The organism is Comamonas odontotermitis (assembly GCF_020080045.1).
Lineage (GTDB): Bacteria > Pseudomonadota > Gammaproteobacteria > Burkholderiales > Burkholderiaceae_C > Comamonas > Comamonas odontotermitis.
The window spans coordinates 403,629-426,686 of record NZ_CP083451.1 but is presented as its reverse complement, the minus strand read 5'-3'; the positions used below and the strand labels follow the sequence as shown (position 1 = coordinate 426,686).

The 23,058-nt window shown below is 62.4% G+C and carries 23 protein-coding genes; 13 read left to right on the top strand and 10 right to left on the bottom strand.

The window, feature by feature from the left end; all coding sequences use genetic code 11:
* The first annotated feature begins 360 nt into the window (after nucleotides 1–360).
* Nucleotides 361–1,119: a TSUP family transporter gene (locus LAD35_RS01875; RefSeq protein WP_224151071.1), complete on the top strand. Its 759-nt coding sequence runs from the start codon at nucleotides 361–363 to the stop codon at nucleotides 1,117–1,119.
* A gap of 83 nt (nucleotides 1,120–1,202) precedes the next feature.
* Nucleotides 1,203–1,925 (top strand): DUF3053 family protein, encoded by a 723-nt coding sequence (locus LAD35_RS01870; RefSeq protein ID WP_224151070.1) that lies wholly within the window; start codon nucleotides 1,203–1,205, stop codon nucleotides 1,923–1,925.
* Between the two features lie 94 nt (nucleotides 1,926–2,019).
* On the opposite strand, the gene mrdA is transcribed toward LAD35_RS01870, so the two are convergent.
* From mrdA to LAD35_RS01850, 4 genes are all read right to left on the bottom strand, one after another.
* The gene (gene mrdA, locus LAD35_RS01865; RefSeq protein WP_224151069.1) at nucleotides 2,020–3,972 is read right to left on the bottom strand and encodes a penicillin-binding protein 2; all 1,953 of its coding nucleotides are present in this window, start codon (nucleotides 3,970–3,972) and stop codon (nucleotides 2,020–2,022) included.
* Nucleotides 3,973–3,997: 25 nt separating this feature from the next.
* Nucleotides 3,998–4,516 carry a rod shape-determining protein MreD gene (mreD, locus tag LAD35_RS01860; RefSeq protein WP_224151068.1) on the bottom strand — a complete coding sequence of 173 codons (519 nt, stop codon included), beginning with the start codon at nucleotides 4,514–4,516 and terminating at the stop codon, nucleotides 3,998–4,000.
* A gap of 34 nt (nucleotides 4,517–4,550) precedes the next feature.
* Complete coding sequence (gene mreC, locus LAD35_RS01855; RefSeq protein ID WP_224151067.1) at nucleotides 4,551–5,492, bottom strand: rod shape-determining protein MreC; 942 nt, start codon at nucleotides 5,490–5,492, stop codon at nucleotides 4,551–4,553.
* A gap of 206 nt (nucleotides 5,493–5,698) precedes the next feature.
* A complete protein-coding gene (locus LAD35_RS01850) occupies nucleotides 5,699–6,745 on the bottom strand; it encodes a rod shape-determining protein (RefSeq protein ID WP_184704823.1) in 1,047 nt (348 codons plus the stop codon).
* 212 nt (nucleotides 6,746–6,957) lie between these two features.
* Between LAD35_RS01850 and gatC the strand changes: the two genes are divergently transcribed.
* Nucleotides 6,958–7,257, top strand: a complete 300-nt coding sequence (gene gatC, locus LAD35_RS01845) for an Asp-tRNA(Asn)/Glu-tRNA(Gln) amidotransferase subunit GatC (protein WP_224151066.1) — start codon at nucleotides 6,958–6,960, stop codon at nucleotides 7,255–7,257.
* Nucleotide 7,258: 1 nt separating this feature from the next.
* Here the strand turns inward: gatC and LAD35_RS01840 are convergent, their stop codons facing one another.
* Nucleotides 7,259–7,414, bottom strand: a complete 156-nt coding sequence (locus LAD35_RS01840; protein WP_224151065.1) for a hypothetical protein — start codon at nucleotides 7,412–7,414, stop codon at nucleotides 7,259–7,261.
* Here LAD35_RS01840 and gatA point away from each other — a divergent pair.
* From gatA to LAD35_RS01820, 4 genes are all read left to right on the top strand, one after another.
* A complete protein-coding gene (gatA, locus tag LAD35_RS01835; RefSeq protein WP_224151064.1) occupies nucleotides 7,413–8,888 on the top strand; it encodes an Asp-tRNA(Asn)/Glu-tRNA(Gln) amidotransferase subunit GatA in 1,476 nt (491 codons plus the stop codon). The two genes, LAD35_RS01840 and gatA, sit on opposite strands and share 2 nt — an antisense overlap.
* Before the next feature lie 20 nt (nucleotides 8,889–8,908).
* Nucleotides 8,909–10,363, top strand: a complete 1,455-nt coding sequence (gene gatB / locus LAD35_RS01830) for an Asp-tRNA(Asn)/Glu-tRNA(Gln) amidotransferase subunit GatB (RefSeq protein ID WP_224151063.1) — start codon at nucleotides 8,909–8,911, stop codon at nucleotides 10,361–10,363.
* Between the two features lie 26 nt (nucleotides 10,364–10,389).
* Nucleotides 10,390–11,490 carry an acyltransferase family protein gene (locus LAD35_RS01825; RefSeq protein WP_224151062.1) on the top strand — a complete coding sequence of 367 codons (1,101 nt, stop codon included), beginning with the start codon at nucleotides 10,390–10,392 and terminating at the stop codon, nucleotides 11,488–11,490.
* Between the two features lie 471 nt (nucleotides 11,491–11,961).
* Nucleotides 11,962–13,374, top strand: a complete 1,413-nt coding sequence (locus LAD35_RS01820; RefSeq protein ID WP_224151061.1) for a GntP family permease — start codon at nucleotides 11,962–11,964, stop codon at nucleotides 13,372–13,374.
* 206 nt (nucleotides 13,375–13,580) lie between these two features.
* Here the strand turns inward: LAD35_RS01820 and LAD35_RS01815 are convergent, their stop codons facing one another.
* The gene (locus tag LAD35_RS01815) at nucleotides 13,581–13,736 is read right to left on the bottom strand and encodes a hypothetical protein (protein ID WP_224151060.1); all 156 of its coding nucleotides are present in this window, start codon (nucleotides 13,734–13,736) and stop codon (nucleotides 13,581–13,583) included.
* Between the two features lie 34 nt (nucleotides 13,737–13,770).
* Complete coding sequence (locus LAD35_RS01810) at nucleotides 13,771–13,926, bottom strand: transcription initiation factor TFIID subunit D10 (RefSeq protein WP_224151059.1); 156 nt, start codon at nucleotides 13,924–13,926, stop codon at nucleotides 13,771–13,773.
* 305 nt (nucleotides 13,927–14,231) lie between these two features.
* On the opposite strand from LAD35_RS01810, the gene LAD35_RS01805 reads away from it, so the two are divergent.
* A complete protein-coding gene (locus LAD35_RS01805) occupies nucleotides 14,232–15,107 on the top strand; it encodes an alpha/beta hydrolase (RefSeq protein ID WP_224151058.1) in 876 nt (291 codons plus the stop codon).
* Nucleotides 15,108–15,144: 37 nt separating this feature from the next.
* Here LAD35_RS01805 and LAD35_RS01800 read toward each other — a convergent pair whose 3' ends face one another.
* Both LAD35_RS01800 and LAD35_RS01795 read right to left on the bottom strand, forming a co-directional pair.
* Entirely contained in the window at nucleotides 15,145–16,326 is a 1,182-nt protein-coding gene (locus tag LAD35_RS01800) for a hypothetical protein (RefSeq protein ID WP_224151057.1), read from the bottom strand.
* Nucleotides 16,323–17,669, bottom strand: a complete 1,347-nt coding sequence (locus LAD35_RS01795; RefSeq protein WP_224151056.1) for a hypothetical protein — start codon at nucleotides 17,667–17,669, stop codon at nucleotides 16,323–16,325. The genes LAD35_RS01800 and LAD35_RS01795 overlap by 4 nt, the downstream gene beginning before the upstream one ends.
* Before the next feature lie 202 nt (nucleotides 17,670–17,871).
* Between LAD35_RS01795 and LAD35_RS01790 the strand changes: the two genes are divergently transcribed.
* Nucleotides 17,872–18,318 carry a PaaI family thioesterase gene (locus LAD35_RS01790; RefSeq protein WP_224151055.1) on the top strand — a complete coding sequence of 149 codons (447 nt, stop codon included), beginning with the start codon at nucleotides 17,872–17,874 and terminating at the stop codon, nucleotides 18,316–18,318.
* A 355-nt stretch (nucleotides 18,319–18,673) separates the two neighbouring features.
* A complete protein-coding gene (locus LAD35_RS01785; RefSeq protein WP_224151054.1) occupies nucleotides 18,674–19,225 on the top strand; it encodes a nitroreductase family protein in 552 nt (183 codons plus the stop codon).
* Between the two features lie 65 nt (nucleotides 19,226–19,290).
* Here the strand turns inward: LAD35_RS01785 and serA are convergent, their stop codons facing one another.
* Nucleotides 19,291–20,520, bottom strand: coding sequence for a phosphoglycerate dehydrogenase (gene serA, locus LAD35_RS01780; protein WP_224151053.1), 1,230 nt, complete (start codon nucleotides 20,518–20,520; stop codon nucleotides 19,291–19,293).
* Between the two features lie 314 nt (nucleotides 20,521–20,834).
* Between serA and LAD35_RS01775 the strand changes: the two genes are divergently transcribed.
* The 3 genes from LAD35_RS01775 to LAD35_RS01765 all read left to right on the top strand — a co-directional run bounded on the left by LAD35_RS01775 (nucleotide 20,835) and on the right by LAD35_RS01765 (nucleotide 23,004).
* Nucleotides 20,835–21,965 (top strand): alkene reductase, encoded by a 1,131-nt coding sequence (locus tag LAD35_RS01775; RefSeq protein ID WP_224151052.1) that lies wholly within the window; start codon nucleotides 20,835–20,837, stop codon nucleotides 21,963–21,965.
* Between the two features lie 99 nt (nucleotides 21,966–22,064).
* Nucleotides 22,065–22,658, top strand: coding sequence for a hypothetical protein (locus tag LAD35_RS01770; protein WP_224151051.1), 594 nt, complete (start codon nucleotides 22,065–22,067; stop codon nucleotides 22,656–22,658).
* 22 nt (nucleotides 22,659–22,680) lie between these two features.
* Nucleotides 22,681–23,004: a hypothetical protein gene (locus tag LAD35_RS01765; protein WP_224151050.1), complete on the top strand. Its 324-nt coding sequence runs from the start codon at nucleotides 22,681–22,683 to the stop codon at nucleotides 23,002–23,004.
* The last annotated feature ends 54 nt before the right edge of the window (nucleotides 23,005–23,058 follow it).

Sequence of the window (23,058 nt, the reverse complement as noted above, 5' to 3'; positions counted from 1 at the left end):
CACCCCTGCGCATGCACCACTGCAGGACAGGCCGCCGCCCCAAACAAGGCGGCGGCCGACTTTACATCCGTGCGGCGCCAGTGGGGGTAAATCCTGATGCACCATGGCGGTGCGATCCCCTATAGTAGAGGCACTCGAGGCACTCAAACAGTGCTCTGCGAGAGGACCGAGGAGACATCTCGATAACTCGAATATCTTATAAAGCATCACAAAAAGAGATGCCCCTTCCAAAGCGCCTACGGGCGCTTTTTTGTTTTTCCCCCGGCGTCTCCACCCCGCAACACTGTTCTGTATGCAGCAGCGCATTTACCCGCTGTGATCCGGTGCGCGCTGCCCTGTTGCAGTGCGACAATCCCGGCCATGGAATGGATTTTTGTCACCCTGGCGTCGATGTTCGCGGGGTTTGTGGATGCAGTGGTGGGGGGCGGTGGCCTCATTTTGGTGCCTGCGCTCTTTGGCGCATTTCCGGCCGCACCGCCGGCAACCCTGCTGGGCACCAACAAGAGTGCCAGCGTCTGGGGCACCTTGATTGCAGCGCGCCAGTTCAGCCGGCGCGTGGACATGCGCTGGGCCGCCATCGCGCCCGCAGCACTTGCCGGCTTTGCGGCGTCGCTGCTCGGGGCGTGGACGGTCACCGTGGTCGACCCGAGCATGCTGCGCAAGGCCCTGCCACTGATTCTGGTCGCCGTGCTGGCCTACACCTTGTACAAAAAGCAGTTGGGGCAGACGCATGAGCCGCGCTACAGTGGCCGCGCCGAGGCCTGGGTGGCCTGCGCAATCGGCGTCTGCATCGGCTTTTATGACGGGTTCTTCGGCCCCGGCGCAGGCAGTTTCTTCGTCTTTCTGTTCGTACGCTGGCTGGGCTACGACTTTCTGAACGCCTCGGCCAGTGCCAAGATCCTGAATCTGGCCACCAATATCGCGGCGCTGATCCTCTTCACCGCCAAGGGCCATGTCTGGTGGCACTTTGCGATTCCGCTGGCCGTTGCCAATGTGGTGGGCAGCATGCTGGGCACCTGGATGGCGCTGAAAAAAGGCTCTGGCTTCGTGCGCGGCATGTTCATTGTGGTTGTCAGCGCCCTCATCCTGAAGACCGGCTACGACGCCTTTGTGCGCTGAGCGCGTAGCACCAGCAGCGGCATTGTTGGCCTGTTGTCAGCCTGTGCCGTTACGATGGCTGCATTGCAGCTACCGGAGCGGCCATGCGTCCACCCCTCTCTCACCGAAACTCTCTGCTCCGCCTGCTGGCGTTGGTCTGGCTGGCAGCCGCCCTGCTGGCGGGATGCTCGCAGGAGCCCAAGCAGCGCGCCGCTTTCATCAGCTTCCTGCAGACCCGCATTCTGGATCGCCCCGGCGCCACGATTCCGCTCCTGGGCAAGGAAGACAGAGAGCAGCTGGGTGACGATTACGCCAGCCAGTACGCCGTGATTCAGACCTTCCACGAAGCGCTCAACGACTCGGTCAGCAAACCTGCGCGTGCGCTGCTGAGCAAAGGCAGCTTTCACTCCGTGGGCGACATCATGAAGCGCCGCGAAGACATCAAAACCATGCAGGAAGGCGTGCAGCAATTGCGCAAGGCCTTGGACGAAAATCTGGCCAAGGCCGATGCTGCGCACGCAGCCATGAAGCAGCCCGAAGACCTCAAGGCCGTGTTCGACAAGGCCTACGCCAAGACCGTGACTGTACCCGCCAATGCGTTCAAAGACACGTTCCCCGCCATCGATGCCATGTTCGGCAGCGTCGGCAAGGTGGTAGCTTATCTCGACGCCCACCGCGACCAGATCAAGGTCTCCGGCGCCATGCTGGAAGTGAGCGACCCCAAGCTGCAGGCAGAGCTGCAAGCCCTGCTCAATGACCTGAACAGCAAGGGCCAGGCCGTCAATGCGGCGCAGGACGCGTTGCTCAAGGCCGTCAACCGCAGCTGACGGGCGGGCGCAAAACCATCTGGCCCAAAAGGCTGGTGGCGCTCAAGCAGCGTGCGCCATTTGCTATTGTTTTGATAGCTAACAGTACGCTGCTTCAGCGTAGTGTTTCGGCCTGTGGCTGAATGCTCACTTCTTCCACGCGACGCGGCGTGCCAATCGGTGCCGTGGCCTGCCCGCGCTGCATGGCGGCCATGTCGGCATCACTGGGGTAATCGCCCAGCAGCCAGTAATCGATGATCCGGCGGGCAATGGGCGCTGCACTGCCCGCACCAAAACCTGCGTTCTCGACGATCACGCCCACGGCAATCTTGGGGTTGTCCGCCGGGGCAAATGCCACATACAGTGCATGGTCGCGCTGGCGCTCGGCCAGCTTGGCTGCGTTGTATTTCTCTTTCTGGCCGATGGTGATGGCCTGCGCCGTACCGGTCTTGCCGCCAGCGCTGTAGCGCGCGCTGCCAAATGATCCCCGGCCCGTACCGCCCGTAACCACCGACACCATGCCCCGCTTGACGGCATCCACATTGCTCTGCTTGTAGCCCAGGTTGACCGACTCGGGTTGCTCAATCGGATGGCGGGTATTGGTCACCGGGTCGATCAGGGCTCGGCCCACATGCGGCACGCGGCTGTTGCCGTTGTCGACCAGGGTGGCCAGCGCGTGCGTCAGTTGCAGGATGGTGAAGTTGTTGTAACCCTGGCCGATGCCCAGTGAAATGGTTTCTCCGGCAAACCACTTCTTCTGCTCGGGGCGCTTGTAGGTTTCGCGCTTCCAGGTCGTGCTGGGCAGCACGCCGCGCACCTCGCCGGGCAGGTCGATGCCGGTGATCTGGCCAAATCCCAGCGGCTTCATGAAGTCGTGGATCGCATCCACGCCCATTTCATTGGCCAGGGTGTAGAAGTACACATTGCTGGAGTGCTGGATGGCGCGGTTCAGATCTACCGGCCCCAGGGCATGGCCCGAGCGGAAGGTATGGCCGCCAAAAGTCCAGCTGCCGCCGTCCTGGATAATGGTGGAAGGCGTGCGCCTGCCTGTTTCCAGCCCGGCCAGCCCCATGAAGGGCTTGTAGGTGGAGCCGGTGGGGTAGGTGCCGCGCAGTGCGCGGTTGAGCAGCGGGCGGTCAATGGACTCGTTCAGCGCCTTCCAGCTTTCCTGGTCGATGCCTTCCACGAACAGATTCGGGTCGTAGGTGGGCTTGCTCACCATGGTCAGCAGTTCGCCCGAGCGCGGGTCGATGGCAATCGCCACGCCTCGGCGCTCGCCATACAGGTCTTCCACCATCTTCTGCAGCTTGATATCGATGGACAGCACCACGCTCTCGCCAGGCGTGGCCGGCGCGCTGCCGAGCTTGCGCACGGCGTGGCCGCCAGCCGATGTCTCCATGCGCTCCACGCCGGTCTGGCCGTGCAATTCCTTCTCGTAGCTGGCTTCGACGCCGGTCTTGCCGATGTATTCGGTGCCGCGGTAGTTGGCAGCATCTTCCGAATCGTCGATGCGCTCCTTCTCGCGCTGGTTGATGCGGCCGATGTAGCCAATGATGTGCGCACCCACCTCGCCCATCGGGTAGTTGCGGAACAGGCGCGCCTTCACATCCACGCCCGGGAAGCGGTAGCGCTGGGCGGTGAACTTGGCCACCTCCTGGTCTGTCAGGCGTGAGCGGATCGGCAGCGAATCGAAGTTGCGCGAGTCCTCGCGCAGGCGCTTGAAGCGGCGCCGGTCGCGCGGCGTGATGTCGATGATCTCGGACAGCGCATCGATGGTTTCGTCGATGTCTGCCACCTTGTAGGGCGTGATCTCCAGCGTGTAGGCCGAGTAGTTGGTGGCCAGCAGCACGCCATTGCGGTCGTAGATCTGCCCCCGGTTGGGCACGATGGGCACCACCGCCGTGCGGTTGCTCTCGGCCTGGGCCAGCAGGTCATCGTGGCGCTCCACCTGCAGCACATACAGGCGCGTGACGAGGAGCGAAAAGCACAGCAGCACCACCAGGCCGATCACCACCACCCGCAGCTTGAACTGGCTGAGGTCGCGTTCGGAATTGTGGATTTCGGTCATCGGGCAAGGGCTGCGCTATACGGCACTAGAGCGGTCGGTTTTCGTCATCGCTGGGCGGCTGGCGCTGGGGCAGCAGCAGCAGCCAGCTCACCACCGGCCACAACAGCACACACCACAGGCCCGGCGTGATGAAGCCCCACCCCGGAAAACCGCCACGCAGCAGCATGCGCATCAGCATCTGCACCACATCGGCCGCCATGAAAAGGGGCAGCACCTGCACCGCCTGCGCCAGCACGCTCAGCCAGGTAATACGCCGGCGCAGCATGGCCACGCCATACATCACGGCCGAATAGATCAGCGCATGCTGGCCCAGCAGCGACGACTGGTGCACGTCCATGCACAGACCCAATACAAACGCCCAGGCCATGCCCACCTTGCGCGGCTCGTGCACGCCCCAAAACACCAGTACCAGCAGCAGCACATCGGGCATCCATATGCCGCGGCCCAGCGGCAGCAGGTTGATCATCAGCGCCAGCAGAATGGAAAGCGCAATGAACCAGGGGTTGACAGGAAGCAGCAGCGGCTGCCCACGCGGCATGATCATCGTGGCGCTCCTGGCTGGTGGTGGTGATGGCGCTTCATCCGCGCTTGCCCTTTCGGGGGGTGGAGGACGGGCCTTCCTGCTTCTTCACATCTGGCGTGGGGCGCGGCGGCAGTGCGTCTTCGGGCAGCGGGTCGATCACCATCACGAACTGCGTGCCGTACATCTGCGCCAGCGGCTCGCAGTACACGCGAGAGAACGGCGAATCGGCACGGCGCTCGATCTTGATGATGCGCGCAATCGGCAGGCCCGGCGGGTATACGCCGTCCACGCCACTGGTGGTGAGCAGGTCGCCTTCCTGGATATCGGCATTGCTCGGCATGAAGCGCAGCTCGATGCCGCCGCCGTAGGCCGTGGTCGGATCGCCATAGGCCACGGCGCGCGCGCCGGTGCGCGGATTGAGCACGGGGATCGCCTGGTCGCGGTCGGTCAGCAGGGTCACTTCCGCCGACATCGGAAACACCCGCGTCACCTGGCCCAGCACACCCATCTCGTCCATCACCGGCGAGCCGCGCTGGATGTTGGCCAGCTCGCCCTTGTCGATCACCACACGGCGGGTATAGGCATCGGCGGTTTCATACACCACCTGCGCAGCCGTACCCTTGGTGCTCAGGCGCGGCAACAGGTTCAGCAGTTGGCGCAGGCGCTGGTTTTCATGGTCCAGCGTCTCCACCAGGGTGGCGCGCTGGGCCATCTGCACCGATTTCTTCTCGGCGTCGGCAGCCGTTGTCTGTGCGGTGTGCAGGTCTTCAAAGTAGGTGGCGCCCTGGTGCACCAGTTGCACCGGTTGCAGCATCACCCACTGCAGCGGGTAGAGCACCGTGGCCACCGCCTTGCGCAGCGGCTCGGTCAGCTTGAAGCGCACGTCCGCCACCATCAGGAAAACGGCCAGCGCCACGCACAAGGCCAGGCGCACATTGGGGCTGGGGCCTTGTGGGCGGAACGTCGGTACGCCGCTATCGAAGGAGTTGCTGGACATGCTGAAACCGGATCAAAAAGCGCCCGCCATCGGCCCAGACGCCAATGGCGAGCATGCAGCTTGCTATGCTAAACATAGTAGCTGGCGCTCGCCATTATTACGCAAACCGGTATGTGGACGTATTTATCGCCGCCGGGCTGCCTCCCGGCACTGATCGTTCCCCAGGCGGGAAGCGGCCATGCACGGTGGGCAAGCATGGGGCACTGTTATTCGCTGGTGAAGATGGTGACGCCCTTGCGGTCGAGTGTTTCGAGCGCCATGCCGCAACCACGCACCACGCAGGTGAGCGGCTCTTCGGCCACCAGTACAGGCAGGCCGGTTTCCTCGGCCAGCAGGCGGTCCAGGTCACGCAGCAGCGCGCCGCCGCCGGTCAGCATCATGCCGCGCTCGGCAATGTCGGCACCCAACTCGGGCGGGGTCTGCTCCAGCGCATTCTTCACGGCGGAGACGATCTGGTTGAGCGGCTCGGTCAGGGCTTCCAGCACTTCGTTGGAGCTGATGGTGAAGCTGCGCGGCACGCCTTCAGAGAGGTTGCGGCCCTTGACTTCGATCTCGCGCACTTCGCTGCCGGGGAAGGCAGAGCCGATGCTCTTCTTGATCAGCTCGGCCGTAGGCTCGCCGATCATCATGCCGTAATTGCGGCGGATGTAGTTGATGATGGCTTCGTCGAACTTGTCGCCGCCCACGCGCACACTGCCCTTGTAGACCATGCCGCCCAGCGAGATCACGCCCACTTCGGTCGTGCCGCCACCAATGTCCACCACCATCGAGCCCGAGGCTTCGGACACCGGCAGGCCCGCGCCGATACCGGCGGCCATCGGCTCTTCGATCAGCTCCACCTGGGTGGCACCGGCCTTGAGAGCCGCGTCCTTGATCGCGCGGCGCTCGACCTGCGTCGAGCCGCAGGGCACGCAGATGATGATGCGCGGGCTGGGCGACAGCAGGGTGCGGGGGTGCACCATCTTGATGAACTGCTTGATCATCTGTTCGGTGATCAGGAAGTCGGCGATCACGCCGTCCTTCATCGGGCGGATGGCTTCGATGTTGCCGGGCACCTTGCCCAACATGGCCTTGGCCTCGCGGCCCACGGCCTGGATCACCTTGCGGCCATGCGTGCCGCCTTCATGGCGGATGGCAACCACCGAGGGCTCATCGAGCACAATGCCCTTGTCGCGCGCAAAAATCAGGGTGTTGGCCGTGCCCAGGTCAATGGCCAGGTCGGTGGAAAAATAGCGACGGAACGCTCCGAACATGCAAGATTCCTCTAGGGCATGGGCAGCGCTTCGGCCTTCCATCGCCCGTCATTGGGGTGTGGTGAGATGACTGATGGGGTTTTGATGCGCAATGACCGACGTTGCAGTGATATTGCGTCAAAGACGGGATAATACCGCATCCCCTGTGAATAACTTACAGGGCAACGCTTTCCAGCGCCGTTTTTTTACGACTGGTTTACATACAAAGATCTATGGCACTGACAAAAGATGACATTGCCCGCATCGCCAACCTGGCGCGGCTCGAATTATCAGACTCCGAGAGTGAGCGCATGCTCTCGCAGATGAATAACTTTTTTGGCATTGTGGAGAAGATGCAGGCTGTGGATACCACCGGCGTCACGCCACTGTCGCACCCTGTGGCGGCCATCGAGGAAATCACGCTGCGACTGCGTGAGGACGTGGTGAGCGAGCCCGACAACCGCGAGGCCAACCAGAAGAGCGCTCCGGCCGTGGAAAAGGGCTACTTCCTGGTGCCCAGGGTCATCGAGTAATTCACAGCATTTTCAGGTTTCGGCCTTTTGAGGCCTCAGCGCCCACCTGGTGAGCGGCAATAGCTATCATAAATATAGCAATATAACCATCACCACTCTGGCAGCGCCCCGTCTTTTCACCAAGATCGAGAGATCGCTCTGAACGCGAGATTTGCATGAGCACTCCTACCCAATTGCACGACCTGAGCGTGGCCCAGCTGGCCGCCAAGCTCAAAAGCCGCGAAGTGTCCTCCGTCGAGGCCGCCCAGCACTTTCTGGACCGCGCCAAGGCCCACGAGAGCCTGGGCGCCTTTGTCCATATCAACGAAGAAGTGACCCTGGCCCAGGCCCGGGCCGCCGATGCCGCGATTGCCGCAGGCACCTCGGGCAAGCTGGCTGGCGTGCCCATTGGCCACAAGGACCTGTTCGTCACCAAGGACTTCCCCACCACGGCGGGCAGCAAGATACTCACCGGCTACCAGTCGCCGTTTGATGCCACCATGGTCGCCCGGCTGGCGGGCGCAGGCGCCGTCACACTGGGCAAGCTGAACATGGACGAGTTCGCCATGGGCTCAGCCAACGAAAACTCCGCCATCGGCAAGGTGAGCAACCCCTGGGATGTGTCCCGCGTGCCCGGCGGCTCGTCGGGCGGCTCGGCCGCCGCTGTGGCTGCGCGCCTGGCCCCGGCTGCCACCGGCACCGATACCGGCGGCTCCATCCGTCAGCCCGCGTCGTTCTGCGGCATCACCGGCATCAAGCCCACCTATGGCCGCGCCAGCCGCTACGGCATGATCGCCTTTGCGTCGAGCCTCGACCAGGCCGGCCCCATGGCCCGCACCGCCGAAGACTGCGCCATCCTGCTGAGCGAGATGTGCGGCCCCGACCTCGACCGCGACTCCACCAGCCTGGACCGCCCTGCAGAAGACTTCACCCGCAGCCTGGGCGACAAGCTGGACGGCCTGCGCATCGGTATTCCGGCCGAATTCTTCGGCGATGGCCTGTCGGACGACGTGCGCGCTGCCGTGGACGGCGCCCTCAAGGAATACGAAAAGCTCGGCGCCAGGCTCGTGCCCATCAGCCTGCCGCGCACCGAACTCTCCATCCCCGTGTACTACATCATCGCCCCGGCCGAAGCCTCGTCCAACCTCAGCCGCTTTGACGGCGTGAAGTTCGGCCACCGCGCCAAGGACTACACCGACCTGGTCGACATGTACAAGAAGACCCGCGCCGAAGGCTTTGGCGACGAAGTCAAGCGCCGCATCATGACCGGCGCCTACGTGCTCTCGCACGGCTACTACGACGCCTACTACCTGCAGGCGCAAAAAATCCGCCGCATGATCGCGGACGACTTCCAGGCCGCCTTCAAGGACTGCGATCTGATCGCCGGGCCTGCCGCACCCACCGTGGCCTGGGCCCTGGGCGGCAAGAGCGACCCGCTCGCCAACTACCTGGCCGACATCTATACCCTGCCCGCATCGCTCGCCGGCCTGCCGGGCCTCTCGGTGCCCGCCGGGTTTGGCGAAGGCGGCATGCCCGTAGGCCTGCAGCTCATCGGCAACTACTATGGCGAGGCCAAGCTCCTCAACGCCGCGCACCAGCTGCAACAAGCCACCGACCACCACCTGCGCCAGCCCACTGGCCTTGCGAAATAACGCGGGGAGGAACACAGAACATGACCGAAACAACCGTCAAGCTCATCAACGGCTACGAAGTGGTGATTGGCTTTGAAACCCACACCCAGCTCGCTGCCAACAGCAAAATCTTCAGCCGCGCCAGCACCGCCTTCGGCGCCGAGCCCAACACCCAGGCCTGCGCCGTGGACCTGGCCCTGCCCGGTACCCTGCCGGTGATGAACAAGAAGGCCGTCGAGTGCGCTATCAAATTAGGACTGGCACTGGGCTCCCACATTGCGCCACTCAGCATCTTTGCCCGCAAGAACTACTTCTACCCCGACCTGCCCAAGGGCTACCAGATCTCGCAATTCGAGATTCCGGTGGTGCAAGGCGGTGAAGTGAGCTTCTTCGTTGGCGACACCAAGAAGACCGTGCGCCTGGTGCGCGCCCACCTCGAAGAAGACGCCGGCAAATCCGTGCACGACGAATTCATCGGCCAGTCGGGCATCGACCTCAACCGCGCTGGCACGCCGCTGCTGGAAATCGTGACCGAGCCCGACATCCGCAGCACCGAAGAAGCCGTGGCCTACGCCAAGGAACTGCACAAGATCGTCACCTGGATCGGCATCTGCGACGGCAACATGCAGGAAGGCAGCTTCCGCTGCGACGCCAACGTCTCCGTGCGCAAGCCCGGGGCGCCGCTGGGCACGCGCCGCGAGATCAAGAACCTGAACTCGTTCCGCAACATGCAGATCGCCATCGATTACGAAATCCGCTGGCAGATCGAAGAAATCGAAGACGGTCGCGCCATCCAGCAGGCCACCGTGCTCTTCAACCCCGACACGGGCGAAACCCGCGCCATGCGCACCAAGGAAGACGCGGCCGACTACCGCTACTTCCCCGACCCCGACCTGCCGCCGCTCGTCATTGCAGACAGCTGGGTACAGGCCGTGAAGGCCGACATGCCCGAGCTGCCTCGCCAGCGCGCCGACCGCTTTGTGGCCGATTACGGCCTGCCCGAGTACGACGCCACCACCCTGACCCAAAGCCAGGCCATGGCCGACTACTTTGAAGCTGCCGCCAGGCAAAGCGGCCAGCCCAAGCTGGCCAGCAACTGGGTCATGGGCGAAATCTCGCGCCGCCTGAACATGGAAGAGATCGGCATGGACCAGGTCAAGGTCAGCGCCGAGCAATTGGGCACACTCATCGCACGCATCCACGGCAACGTCATCAGCAACAACTCTGCCAAGCAGGTGTTCGAGGCGCTGTGGACCGGCGAAGGCAAGGATGTCGACGCCATCATCGACGCCAAGGACCTCAAGCAATCGAACGACACCGGCGCCCTCGAAGCCATCATCGACGAGGTGATCGCCGCCAACCCGGCCAACGTGGAGCAATACAAGGCCGGCAAGGACAAGGCATTCAACGCCCTGGTGGGCCAGGTGATGAAGGCCTCCAAGGGGAAGGCGAACCCGGGGCAGGTCAATGAGTTGTTGAAGGCGAAGTTGGCTTAATTCCTTAGAGCGACTGAAAGACCTCCTTGAGCCATACAAGAACCGCCACCACGATCTTCAATGTGGACTTCCTGCGGGGTATCGCCGCGCTGGCGGTTCTTGTTTGGCACTACCAGCATTTTTTCTACCCGAGTGCGGGTGATTCCCTCGCAGTTGCTGATCGCCCGCTGCAGCCGTTCTACCCATCATTGCGTTGGCTTTATGACTATGGTGCCAATGGGGTCCAGTTTTTCTGGGTGCTATCAGGCTTTGTCTTTTTTCACGCCTATCGTTCACGAGAGAATATTTCCTTCAAGAAATTTTTCATCAATCGTTTCAGCAGACTATACCCGCTTCATTTTATTACGCTCTTGCTGATTGCCTTGCTTCAGATTTTTAGTCAATATGCAGTAGGCCATCAGCAAATATATCCATTCAATGATTTTTATCATTTTATACTGAATATATTTTTAGCGTCTCACTGGGGGTTTCAAAAAGGCTATTCGTTCAATGCCCCCATCTGGTCGGTATCGATAGAAATAATCACATATATTCTTTTCTTTGCCTACCTCAAGACTTCTGGCATACGTTTATGTTCAGCCTTGGTGTGGCTTGCTGTGATCTATGTGGCCTTTCAAGGGCCTGATACCAGTTCTTTTGCCCAATGTACCATTCTGTTTGCGTTGGGTGGGTTGGTTCATGAATTGCATTTCTGGATCAATTCCAGAGCGCCAAAATGGATCAGTCCTTTGGGAGCCATCACACTAACTACCTCACTGCTCGTTTACTTGTATGTAAAAGGAGTATGGAACCCAACGGCAGTGGTTTTTGCATTATTTCCCAGTCTGATTTGGCTCGCAGCCTCGGTAGAGACCATCGGCTTATCTTCCGGAAGGATAAGCGAAGTGATTGGCAACACAACATATGCTTCTTATCTGATACATGTACCTATCCAGGTTGCCTTCATGACAGTGGCTGATTTATTTTTAATCAACAGAATCGATATTGCTAAAACACCAATTTTTTTCTTCTTTTATATTGCAATAGTATTATTGCTGAGTCACTTCATATTCGAAAATGTGGAGCTTCCTTTAAAAGGAATAATAAAAATCTGGCTTAATCAGAAATTATTCAAATGGGCAGCATAAAATTGGCTAACACAGCCTAGCAACTCTAGATTTGAACCAGTATTTCTCACACACACGCATTGCATAGACATCGAAGAACCTGTTCAAAGTGCTTGAAGCTCCGTTCTTTCCATAGTTTGCAATGCGCCACAAGACAGATTCTTACAAGGTGTCAATCACTGAGCCTAGGGCCTTCGCCCTTCAGCATCGCCCTGCGCAGCTCAGCAACCAACAGCCAACGTAGTTCCACGGACTGGACGGCGGCGGCCCCTTCCGTTATGGTGGCGGCGGCTTTCATCATGGTTGCATACCAAACCATAACAATGCGCGCTGCAGGCATCCATGCATGCCGCAAGCGCCCCATGTGATGCGCCATTCCATCCCGCACCGGGATGTATGCAGCTTTCTGCACGAAGAAGCTGTTCCAAGAAGGCGCCTGCGCGCCAGTCCGTCGTTCATTCCCCCCTGTGTGGTGTTTTTGCGGAGAGTGTGTTGAGTACCTTAGCTATTGTTTTATCCCTTGCTCTGCTGATGTATCTGGCCTACCGGGGCTATACGGTTTTGCTGCTGGCCCCGGTGATGGCGGCGCTGGCGGTCATTCTGTCTGGCGATGTGAGCCAGATGCTGCCCATCTATACCGAGACGTTCATGCGGGCGCTAGGCAATTACATGCTGGCGTTCTTCCCGATCTTTCTGCTGGGGGCGCTGTTTGGCCAGTTGATGGCCGATTCGGGTGCCGCCACGGCGATTGCCAAATGGATTGAGCGCACCCTGGGCTCGAAGCACGCCATTCTGACGGTGGTGCTGGCCTGCGGCATCCTGACCTATGGCGGGGTGTCGCTGTTTGTGGTGGCGTTTGCGATCTACCCGATTGCCAAGACGCTGTTTCGCGATGCCGACATTCCCAAGCGCCTGGTGGCGCCGGCCATTGCGCTGGGCTCGTTCACCTTCACGATGACGGCGCTGCCGGGCACGCCTGCGATCCAGAACGCGATCCCGATCGCCTACTTTGGCACCAACACCTTTGCAGCGCCCGGCCTGGGGTTGATTGGCGCAGCCATCATGTTCAGCCTGGGCATTGCGTGGCTGCGCTCGCGCGAGAAGGCGGCCCGCGCCAGCGGCGAAGGCTATGGCGACCATGACGACAGCGACACCGGCCCGCGCGGCCAGGTGGGCGAAGCCGATATGAGCGGCGATGCGAGCCGCACCATGCCCTTGCTGCTGGCCCTGCTGCCGCTGGTGCTGGTGATCGGGATCAATGCGCTGTTCACGTACGGCATTTTCCCGAACATGGAGTGGTATTTTCTCAAGCAGCGCTTCCCGACCATGGATGCCAGCAAGCAGACCGGCATGTGGGCGCTGATCATTGCGCTGGCAGTGGCCTGCGTGACCTTGATCCTCATCAGCCTGGGCCGCTGGGCCAATCTGCAGCAGACCATCAACAAGGGCGTACTGGGCTCGATGCTGCCGATCTTCAACACCGCATCGGAAGTGGGCTACGGCGCGGTGATCGCCAGCCTGGCAGGCTTTGCCATCATCCGCGACGCGGTGCTGAATGTGTCGAGCAACCCGCTGATCTCCGAGGCGGTGGCGATGAATGTGCTGGCCGGTATCACCGGCTCGTCATCGGGCGGCATGTCGATTGCCCTGCAGACCCTGGGCGCCGACTATCTGCGCATGGCCAATGCGGCAGGCATCAGCCCCGATCTGCTGCACCGCGTGGCGGTGATGTCGGCTGGCGTGTTCGATACGCTGCCGCACTGCGGCGCCATCATCACCTTGCTGTCGATCTGCAAGCTGACGCACAAGCAGTCCTACGGCAACATCGCGGCGATGACGATCGTGGTGCCGCTGATTGCGCTGTCGGTGGTGATCGCGCTGGGCACCATGTTCGGTTCGTTCTGAAACCCTCGCCCCAAAAGCGAAAACTGCAAAGGCGCAGACACGCAAAGGCCGCTATGCCCCGGGGGTGTAGCGGTTTTTTTATTCAAGTTTTGGTTGAAATCCGGCCTGGCTTCGTATGCCGGGACCGCCAACAGCTATCCAATCAATAGCAAGTCCAAAAAGGCCCGCGTTTGCGGGCCAAGGGAGCACTCAGAAGTGGCAGGGCATCAATGCATCTGCGTGTTGTCCGGCGTCTTGGGCTCCGACCCAAGTTGACGATGGTTGCATTTGCTTTGCTGCTGGCTGTACTTCTTCTCTCGCAATGGTTGCCCCAGCTGCAAGGGCCAGGGCGTTGGGTTCGGAATGGCAGTGTGCTGTTTCATGGCGCGCTCCTGCAGTCCGGACCAGCGCTGGCGGCTAGCGCTGCTGCTGCTGCCGGTCTTGCTGGCCAGGCTGCTTTTGCTGCGGCGATTGCTGCTCGTGCTGCTGGTCCTTCTTCTGCCCGGGCTGCTGGCCCGGCTGCTGGTTCACCTGGTTGCTGCTGGGTTTCTGTTGGTGGTTCTGCTGTGTCATGGCGATAACTCCTTCAGTGGTACTGGCGAGGCCCCGTGCCTGCCATGGGTTCATGGTCGCGCCTCATGCACGCCTTGGCTGTAGGAGATGCCAGACGCCGTGCATCAAGACGTGAATCAGGACACGTTTTGCAAGCGCCGCTACCTGCCAGCGCACATTTGCTTGCGTCTGGTGACAATAGGCCTGGGTACACCCATTTCAGTGCTTTTGGCCTCTACCGCTTACCCATCAAGCGCATTGCGCTATCAAATTTAAAGCGCGCAAGCCCAGACTGCAGGGTTACCGCCATCCGCTATAAACATGCCATGACCAATCTGTTTGCCAAAGTGGCTCTGTGGGGCCTGGCGGTGATCGCCGTGCTGTATGCGGCGCTGTGCGTGGTGATGTTCTTTCAGCAGCGCAGGCTGATGTATTTTCCGCAGATGACGCGGGTGGAGGCTGCGCACACCAATTTCTCGCTGCAGCAGGCGGGCGTGACCCTGCGCGGCTGGCAAAGCCACCCGCAGGCAGGGCCAACGGCCAGAACGGATACCGCGGGCGCGCCGGGCCTCGCAGCGGCGACAGCCCCCGCACGCGACGCAGTCATCTACCTGGGCGGCAATGCCGAGCGGGTGGAGCAGGCGGTTCCGCTGCTGCGCCAGTGGCTGCCGGCGCACAGCGTCTACGCCCTCGCCTACCGCGGCTATGGCGCGAGCGACGGCATGCCCACGGGCGCAGACCTGGAGCGCGATGCCATGGCCTTGTTTGACGCCGTGCAGCAACGCCACCCGCAGGGCCGCATCACCGTAGTGGGCCGCAGCCTGGGAACCGGTGTGGCAGCCGCCGTAGCCGCACAGCGCCAGCCCGCACACCTGGTGCTGATCACGCCGTTTGACAGCATGACCGCCACCGTGCGCGACCACTATGGCTGGCTGCCCGTGGGCCTGCTGCTGCGCGACCGCTACCCGTCGGATGAGCGGCTGCAACACTACGGCGGCCCCCTGCTCGTGCTGCGCGCAGGCCGCGACGCACTGGTGCTGCCTGCCCGTACCGATGCGTTGGAGCGGGCGCTGGCCAATCGCCAGGGGCCAGCGGTAGAGGTTGAAAACTTTGCTGCTGCCGACCACATCGACATTCTGGAGGCGCCAGGCCTTGCAGCGCGCCTGCGCAGTTTTGTGGAAGGCGTGCCCGCGCAGCATTGACGCGCATCAAGCCTGCGCGCGCCACACTGGTCACCTGCTAGAACTGCTCGCGCTTTTGCGGCTGGAAGTCAAAAAGCGTCTTGCCTGCGTTGTCGATCACCAGGGCCGGCAGGTTCTGCGTGGTGACGAGGTAGAAGCCGCCCTTCCAGGGCTGCGCCATCAGGTAGTAACCATCGGACAGTAACTGCGGCATGGCACGCGTCGACTGGCTCCAGACCAGCTGCAGGCTGTGCACGTCCACCATCTGCAGCACCACCTCTGCGGGCGTGGTGGGCGTAGCCTCGTAGCGCATCAGCACCCGGTCGGCATTGCGCGCCAGCACTTCGCCGCTGAACTGCACCGGCACGCTGGCCACCTGCGCAATGTCGGTAACACCCGCTTCTTGCAGGCTTTGGCGCGCCACCACAAAGCCATCGCTCACGGCCTGGTAGCGCCTGGGCGCGGCGCGCACCACCGCGTCGGAGGTGGAATGCACGGTCAGCAGCGGCAATTGCTGGAACTCATTCTCACTGAGCTTCTGCCGGTAGTGCACCAGGGTGCTGGGCAGGCCATAGCGGGCCACATCGGTTCTGAAGTCGGCGTAGTCGATCCGCTCCACGGTGTTCCGGTACTGGCCCCAGGGGCGCTGGAGCAGGCGTTGCTGCTGCTCGCCCCAGGGATAGATTTCGCCCGTGCGCCAGTACACGGCGTAGCGGTCGCCGGTGTTGCTGGTAATGTCGAGCAGGTCGGGTTCACGCTGGCCACCAAAGGCCATCTTGGCCACACCGGTGGCCAGTTGCCCGGCAAAACGCTGGCTCAGCGCGGCGTTCATGGGCTCGAACAGGCTGCGCTCCCCGCTCCACAGCCACCAGTCCCGGCCATTGAGCACCAGGGCGATCTGGCCATCGGCCTGCACCCGCATCTGCGCAGACTTGGCATAGGCATCACGCGGCAGGGTCACCCGCTGGGGCTCACCGATCAACTGCCGCGCCTGCAGGTCGTTGTGCAGGATCTGGAACACATCCTCACGCTCGGTGGTGTGCTTCATCACCCGCAGCATGCGCAGGCTGCCGTCGTCGGCCTGGTAGACCGCCGAGGCTTCGACGTCGCCCAGCGGCAGCTCCTTCGACTGCCCCGACTGTCGCAGCGCCTGCAGCCATGTCAACCCGTAAGGCAGCACAAAAAACAGCAGCACGAGTGCGCCCGCCATCTGGTAGAGGGGTGGGATGCGCTTGATCATCGGGCAGTTTTGGCCGGAGGGCTGAAGTCGTGCACGGTCTGGCCGTCGTCGCCGATCAGCGACGCGGGCTGCTGCAGGTCGTTGAAAAGCAGAAAACCGCCATTGACGGCCTGGCCCGTCACATAAAGGCCGCCTTCGCGGCTGCCCAGTTGCGGCAGCTGGTCGACCGTGCGGCTCCACACCACCTGGCCCGTGGCCTTGTCCAGCAGCTGGATGACCCGGCCCTCCTGGCGCACAGGCGTCGGCGTATAGGTCAGCAGCACGCGGGTGGTGTTTTCAGCCAGGATATCGGCGTGAAAGCGGGGTACCGCTGGCTGCACCACATCGATGCGCAGCAGGCCCCGGTCCTTGACCGCATAGGCACTCGTTGAAAACCCGCCACCGATGGCGATGTAGTGATGAGGCCAGCCGCGCACCGCCTGGCTATCGGTGGGCAGCAGGTCGAAGTAGTCAAAGAAGATTGGCTGGCCGGGCTCGTAGCGCCACCAGGATCGCACCAGCAACGCCCGATCCTCCTCTCCGGTCGGGCGTGGCAGCCGCTCGTAGCGGTAGTAAGGGATGCGCTCGCTGTAGCTGGCCTGGGCCTTTTGGTACAGGCTGCTGCTTTCTGCGGCAGGCACGATCTGGCCCAGCAGCCAGTACACCAGGTATTTGCTGCCCGTGCTGCTGGTCACCTCCAGGCTGTCGGGCCGGCCCCGGCGCTGGATGGCAACGCCCACCACGCCCGCGCCCAGTTGGGGGCCAAAACGCTCGCCCAGTTGGGGCAGCAGATCGACAAAGCGCAGGGTCGCCGGGTCCAGCCGCCACAAGCCACGTTCCTGCAGCGTGAGATACAGCTGTCCATCCGAGAAGAACCGCAGCTCGGCGCGACCGGAGCCGCTCGCCCAGTGCATGGAAAAGCGCTGCGGCTCGGCCAGTGGCTTGCCGCTGACCATGTCGCTGATCACCGCCCGGTAGACCGTCTGGTCCTGCTCACGGTTCTCGAACAGCTGCACCAGCAGGCGCTGTCCATTGCGCTCCACGATGGTGGCGCCCTCGCTGCGGCCCAAGGCCTGGCGCAGCTCGTAAGGCTTCATATCGCTTTTGAAAAACTGCTGCACATGCGGCACCAGCCATGGCAACACCATCAGCACCACGAGCAGTGGAAACAACCACCGCATATGGCTTTGCAGCCGTGCCAGGCCAGACGCCGGGGTGTGCATGCGAACCTGCGGCAGCCCCTGGCCATGGTCGACGCTGAACTGCGCGCCACACTGCAGACAGGCAAAGGCATTGCGCGGCCCGGCACTGCGGCAATCTGCAGCGCCGCAACGCGGGCAATAAGGGGACGACCAGGGTGACATATCGGAAATTCAGCAAACCGGAACTGGCGCACAGCTTAACGGCTGCGCCCGCCTGTATGGTGTGCCTCGGTATTTTTGTACAGACACCGCACTCTACCTTGCAGGCAGCTAGCGCCTGTGCGTCAGCTGCAGGGTGCAACCAGCAGTGCCAGCCGCTACCATCGGCCCCAGCACCTGTTCAAAGCGCCTGCGCCCCACCCCTATGCACGACCCCATTGCCAGCCCGGCCACCATCCCGCCCTATACCGCCAGCGAGCCCGCAGACACCATATTCGGGCTGCCCATGGCCATGGCCGAGTCCTTCCGGCTCCATGGCGAAGCCATTGGCAACGACCGCGCCCGCGTACGCATGCCCTACCAGAAGCAATACACCAACAGCCGGGGCGACATGCACGGCGGCGCCATTGCCACCTTGCTGGACGTGGGCCTGTCATGCGCGGCGCGGGCCCACGATCCGCTGCGCTATGGCGTGGTCACGGTCGACCTGACCATCCACTTCATGGCACCGGCTGCGGGCGATGTGATCTGCACCTCGGTCTGCGAAAAGCGCGGCAGAAGCCTGAGCTTTGTGCGCGGAGAGCTGCGAAGCGAAGCGGGCGAGCTGCTGGGCATGGCCACCGGCACCTTCAAGCTGGTAGAGCGCAAATAGCAGGTGGCTAAGAACGTGTTTACGATCTCTACGCAGCCGCGTTGGAGTGCAATCGGGATGAGTTCGAAGCGATGGGCCGCAGCTTGCACCGGGGTGCAAGCAAGGGTCAGCGCGCAGAAATCGCCCGATTTCACTCCAACCCGGAGGGACAGTGGGTTTGCGGGCGGTCTGCGTCGTTGCAAATCCTCGCAATAGCATGGCTATTGCTGCGGTATTGCGTCTCGCATCCCATCCCGCAAAGCCACGGTCGCGGCGCGAGGAGATCGTAAAGACGTTCTAAAAGGGCTGCCTGCAAAAGGGCGCCTCAGATATGGCATGCTGGCGGCCTGTTTGCTTACCCAACGACCTATTGACCATGACCACCCGTCAATCCACCCACCCTGTTGCCTCCCAGTTTCTGGACCGCTCGTCGCCCCGCGCCTTTTCCGGCAGGAAGCTGACGGCCCAGGACATCGAAACCATTGTTGAAGGCGCGCGCTGGGCGCCCTCGGCCAGCAACAAGCAGCCCTGGCACTTTGCCTACTCGATCAACGGCGATGCCAACTGGGAGGCGTTTTCCACCATCCCCAACGAGTTCAACCGCCGCTGGTGCCTGAACGCAGGAGCACTGCTGGTGGTGCTGTCCGACAAGCAATCGGCCACGCACAGCTTCGATACCGGCTGCGCCTGGGGTTACCTGGCGCTGCAGGCACACGCCATGGGCCTGGCCACGCATGCCATGGCCGGCATCGAGCTCGATGCTGCCCGTCAGGTGTTGCAGCTGGACGACAACTGGAAGGTCGAGTGCCTGGTGGCCATTGGCGAGCGCGGCGACAAGTCCAGCCTGCCTGCCGATCTGGCCGAGCGCGAAGTGCCCTCGCCCCGCAAGCCGCTGTCTGAGATTCTGAGCGCCGGCCCCCTGGCCTGATCGCCCGGCACGCTGCAGCGCACAAAAAAGGCTCCTTTCGGAGCCTTTTTCATGGGTGGGCCGCCTCAGAACAGTACGCGGCAGCGGATGGTACCCGCAATCTGCGAGAGCTTTTCCAGTGCCAGCTTCGACGATTGCGCGTCGATGTCGATCACCACGTAGCCCACCTTCTCGTCGGTGCGCAGGTACTGGCCCGCAATATTGATGCCGTTGTCGGCAAACACCTGGTTGATGGCCGACAGGATACCGGGGCGGTTTTCGTGCACGTGCAGGATGCGGTTGTTGCCGGGGTGCTCGGGCAGCGCCACTTCGGGGAAGTTGACGGCCGATGTCGTGGTGCCGTTGTCGCTGTACTTGACGAGCTTTTCCGCCACCTCCAGGCCGATGTTGGCTTGCGCTTCCATGGTGGAGCCGCCGATGTGCGGTGTGAGGATAACGTTGTCCATGCCACGCAGCGGCGACTGGAACTCGTCCTTGTTGCTCTTGGGCTCGGTGGGGAACACATCGATCGCCGCGCCCAGCAGCTGGCCCGCCTGCAGCGCCCCGGCCAGTGCCTCGATATCGACCACCGTGCCGCGCGAGGCATTGATGAGGATGCTGCCCGGCTTCATCGCCGCGATCTGGGCCGCGCCCATCATGCCGTGGGTGGACGGGAGCTCCGGCACATGCAGGGTCACGATATCGGCCTGGCCCAGCAGCTCGTTCAGGTTGGCGGCCTGCTGGGCATTGCCCAGCGGCAGCTTGGTGACCACGTCATGGAAGACCACCTTCATGCCCAGGCCTTCGGCCAGTACCGACAGCTGCGTGCCGATGGAGCCATAGCCCACGATGCCCAGCGTCTTGCCGCGGATCTCGAAGGAGTTGTCAGCGCTTTTCTTCCAGCCGCCACGGTGGGCAACGGCGTTCTTCTCCGGAATGCCACGCAGCAGCAGGATGGCCTCGGCCAGCACCAGCTCGGCCACGGAGCGCGTGTTGGAGAACGGTGCGTTGAACACCACCACACCGCGCTCGCGGGCCGCGCTCAGGTCCACCTGGTTGGTGCCGATGCAAAAGCACCCCACGGCCACGAGCTTTTGGGCGGCGGCAAACACATCGGCGGTGAGCTGCGTGCGCGAGCGGATGCCGACAAAATGCACGTCGGCGATCTTGCGCTTGAGCTCTTCGCCGTCCAGCGCCCCCGTCAACGCTTCCACATTGGTATAGCCCGCCGCCTGCAGCACCTTAAGGGCTGAGGGGTGAATGCCTTCGAGCAGCAAAAACTTGATCTTCGATTTGTCCAGCGATGTCTTGGTCATGGATGCGCGCTTCCTGTTTCACAAATAGCCTTTTGATGATGGCGCAGAAGCTTTGCCATTACGGCTTATCGGGTTGAGATGGCGCAACCCAGGCCCATGCGCGCAGGTCCGCCAAGAAGGTGGCCATGCAAGGAAAGAATGTAAAAAACCGCCATCTATGCCCATATTCACTGCAGATTCAGCTATCAATTAGTGAGTTGATACGTTAAACCTTTCGCTGCACAGGCCAATCCTGCATGGTAAAAAAATGCCATTCGCAAACCGGAGAACGTGCCAACGTTCACAGCGTTCTCCACGCAGCCAAGGAGTTCTGCATGACCCAATCCCACGCCCACAGCCTGTTTGATGCCATCCAGGTCGGGGATATGCAACTGGCCAACCGCATCGCCATGGCGCCGCTCACGCGCAACCGCTCTCCCAACGCCGTACCCCGGCCCATGACGGCCACCTACTACGCCCAGCGCGCCACCGCGGGCCTGCTCATCACCGAGGCAACCGCCATCAGCCACCAGGGCCAGGGCTACTCCGATGTGCCGGGGCTGTACGGGGAAGACCAGATCGAAGGCTGGGCCCGGGTGACGGACGCCGTGCATGCAGCTGGCGGCAAGATCGTCTGCCAGCTGTGGCATGTGGGGCGCGTGTCGCACAACAGCCTGCAGCCGGGCAACCAGCCGCCGGTGGCGCCTTCGGCCATCGTGGCCAAGACCAAGACCTACCTGATCGACCACGCCACAGGCCAGGGCCAGTTCGTGCCCACGTCCGTGCCGCGCGCGCTTGATGCCGCAGAACTGCCCGGCATCGTGCACACCTATGCCACCGCAGCACGCAACGCGGTGCAATCGGCCGGCTTTGATGGTGTGGAAATCCATGCCGCCAATGGCTACCTGCTCGACCAGTTCCTGAAGACCGGCGCCAATGCGCGCACCGACGACTACGGCGGCTCCATCGAAAACCGTTGCCGCCTGACGCTGGAGGTGGTGCGCGCCGTAGTCGATGCCGTCGGCAGGGGCAAGGTGGGTATCCGCCTCTCGCCCGTCACTCCTGCCAACGGTATTGAAGACAGCGATCCGCAGTCGCTGTTCGAATACCTGGTGCGCCAGCTCGCGCCCCTGGGCCTGGCGTACATCCACGTGATCGAAGGCGCCACCGGCGGCCCGCGCGAAGTGGAAGGCCGCCCGTTCGACTATGTGGATTTCAAGGCAGCCTACCGCCAGGCCGGTGGCAAGGCAGCGTGGATGGTGAACAACAGCTACACCCGCGCCATGGCCCAGGAGGTGGTGGCCAGCCAGGAGGCCGACATGGTGGCCTTTGGCAAGGCCTTCATCGCCAACCCCGATCTGGTAGACCGCCTGCGCAAGCAGGCCGCGCTCAACGAGGGCGACACCAGCACCTACTACGGCGGCGGCGAAAAGGGCTACACCGACTACCCCGCCCTGGCGGGCTGACCCACCGCTCCTCGCGATCATCGGTGATCACCGTTGATCGCCTGTGTTGGCTGAAATGGCTGACACAGGGGCGCGGCCGGATTTGCTAGAGTGCAGGCCATGCAATACCAATCTCTGCTCCGCTCCACCCTGTGTCTGCTGTTGATTCCGGCGCTGGCAGGCTGCTCCAGCCTGTGGCCCTTTGGCGGCAAGAAAAAGGAAGAAACCGCGCCAGCGCCGCAAAGCAGCAGTGCAGCCAATCCATCCACCAGCAGCAAAGCGGCGCCTCAGGCGCCGGCGGCAGGCAGCGGCAGCATCAGCCCCGCCAGCCTGCACGGTGTGTGGGAGTGCAATTTCCAAGTCAAGATGGGGGAAGACAGCGCCCACTTCACCTATACCGACCAGTTCAACCCCGACGGCACGCTCAAGGCCCAGGCCTATCTGGTCTACGACATGCCCAGCACCAAGCAGAAATACAGCTTTGTCGTGCAGGGCGAGGGAAACTGGCGCATCGAAGGCAACACCATCACCTTGATCGTGCCCAAGGTCGTCAAGCAGGACCGCTCCGAGATCAAGCACCCCGAACTGGTCAACGACAAGGACCTGGTGCCCGAGGACCTGAGCGACACCTGGACTGTGCAGGCCCACCAGGGCCGGAACATGCGCGTGGTCGCAGGCAGCCTGGCAGACGAGATGCTGTGCCAGAAGGAATAGGCGCTGTTGCCAGAGCCGAGCCATGAACACGCTGTCTCTTTTCTTTTTGCCGGTGCCACTGTGGTGGCCGGCGGCCGTGGCCCTGTCTGCCGTGCTGGTGGTGGCCGCCATGCTATGGGCCAGAAAGCGGCTGGTGCCTGCCACCACACTGCTATTTTCCGCCTTCGCCCTGCTGTGGTGGCTGTTCGGCTTTGTTCTCGCCCTCTGGCCCCTGCACGGGCTTGATGAGTTTGCGCAATGGGCGCGTGCCAGCAGCTACGTGACGGTGCCGCTGTGGATCGGCGGCATTGCCTGGGCGGCGGCCTTGCTGGCGGTGCGTTTGCTGCGGGCGGCCCGTCCGTCCTGACTTGGTGATTTATGCCCATTGACAGCCCGGCTATTTGCGCCACACTGGGTGCAT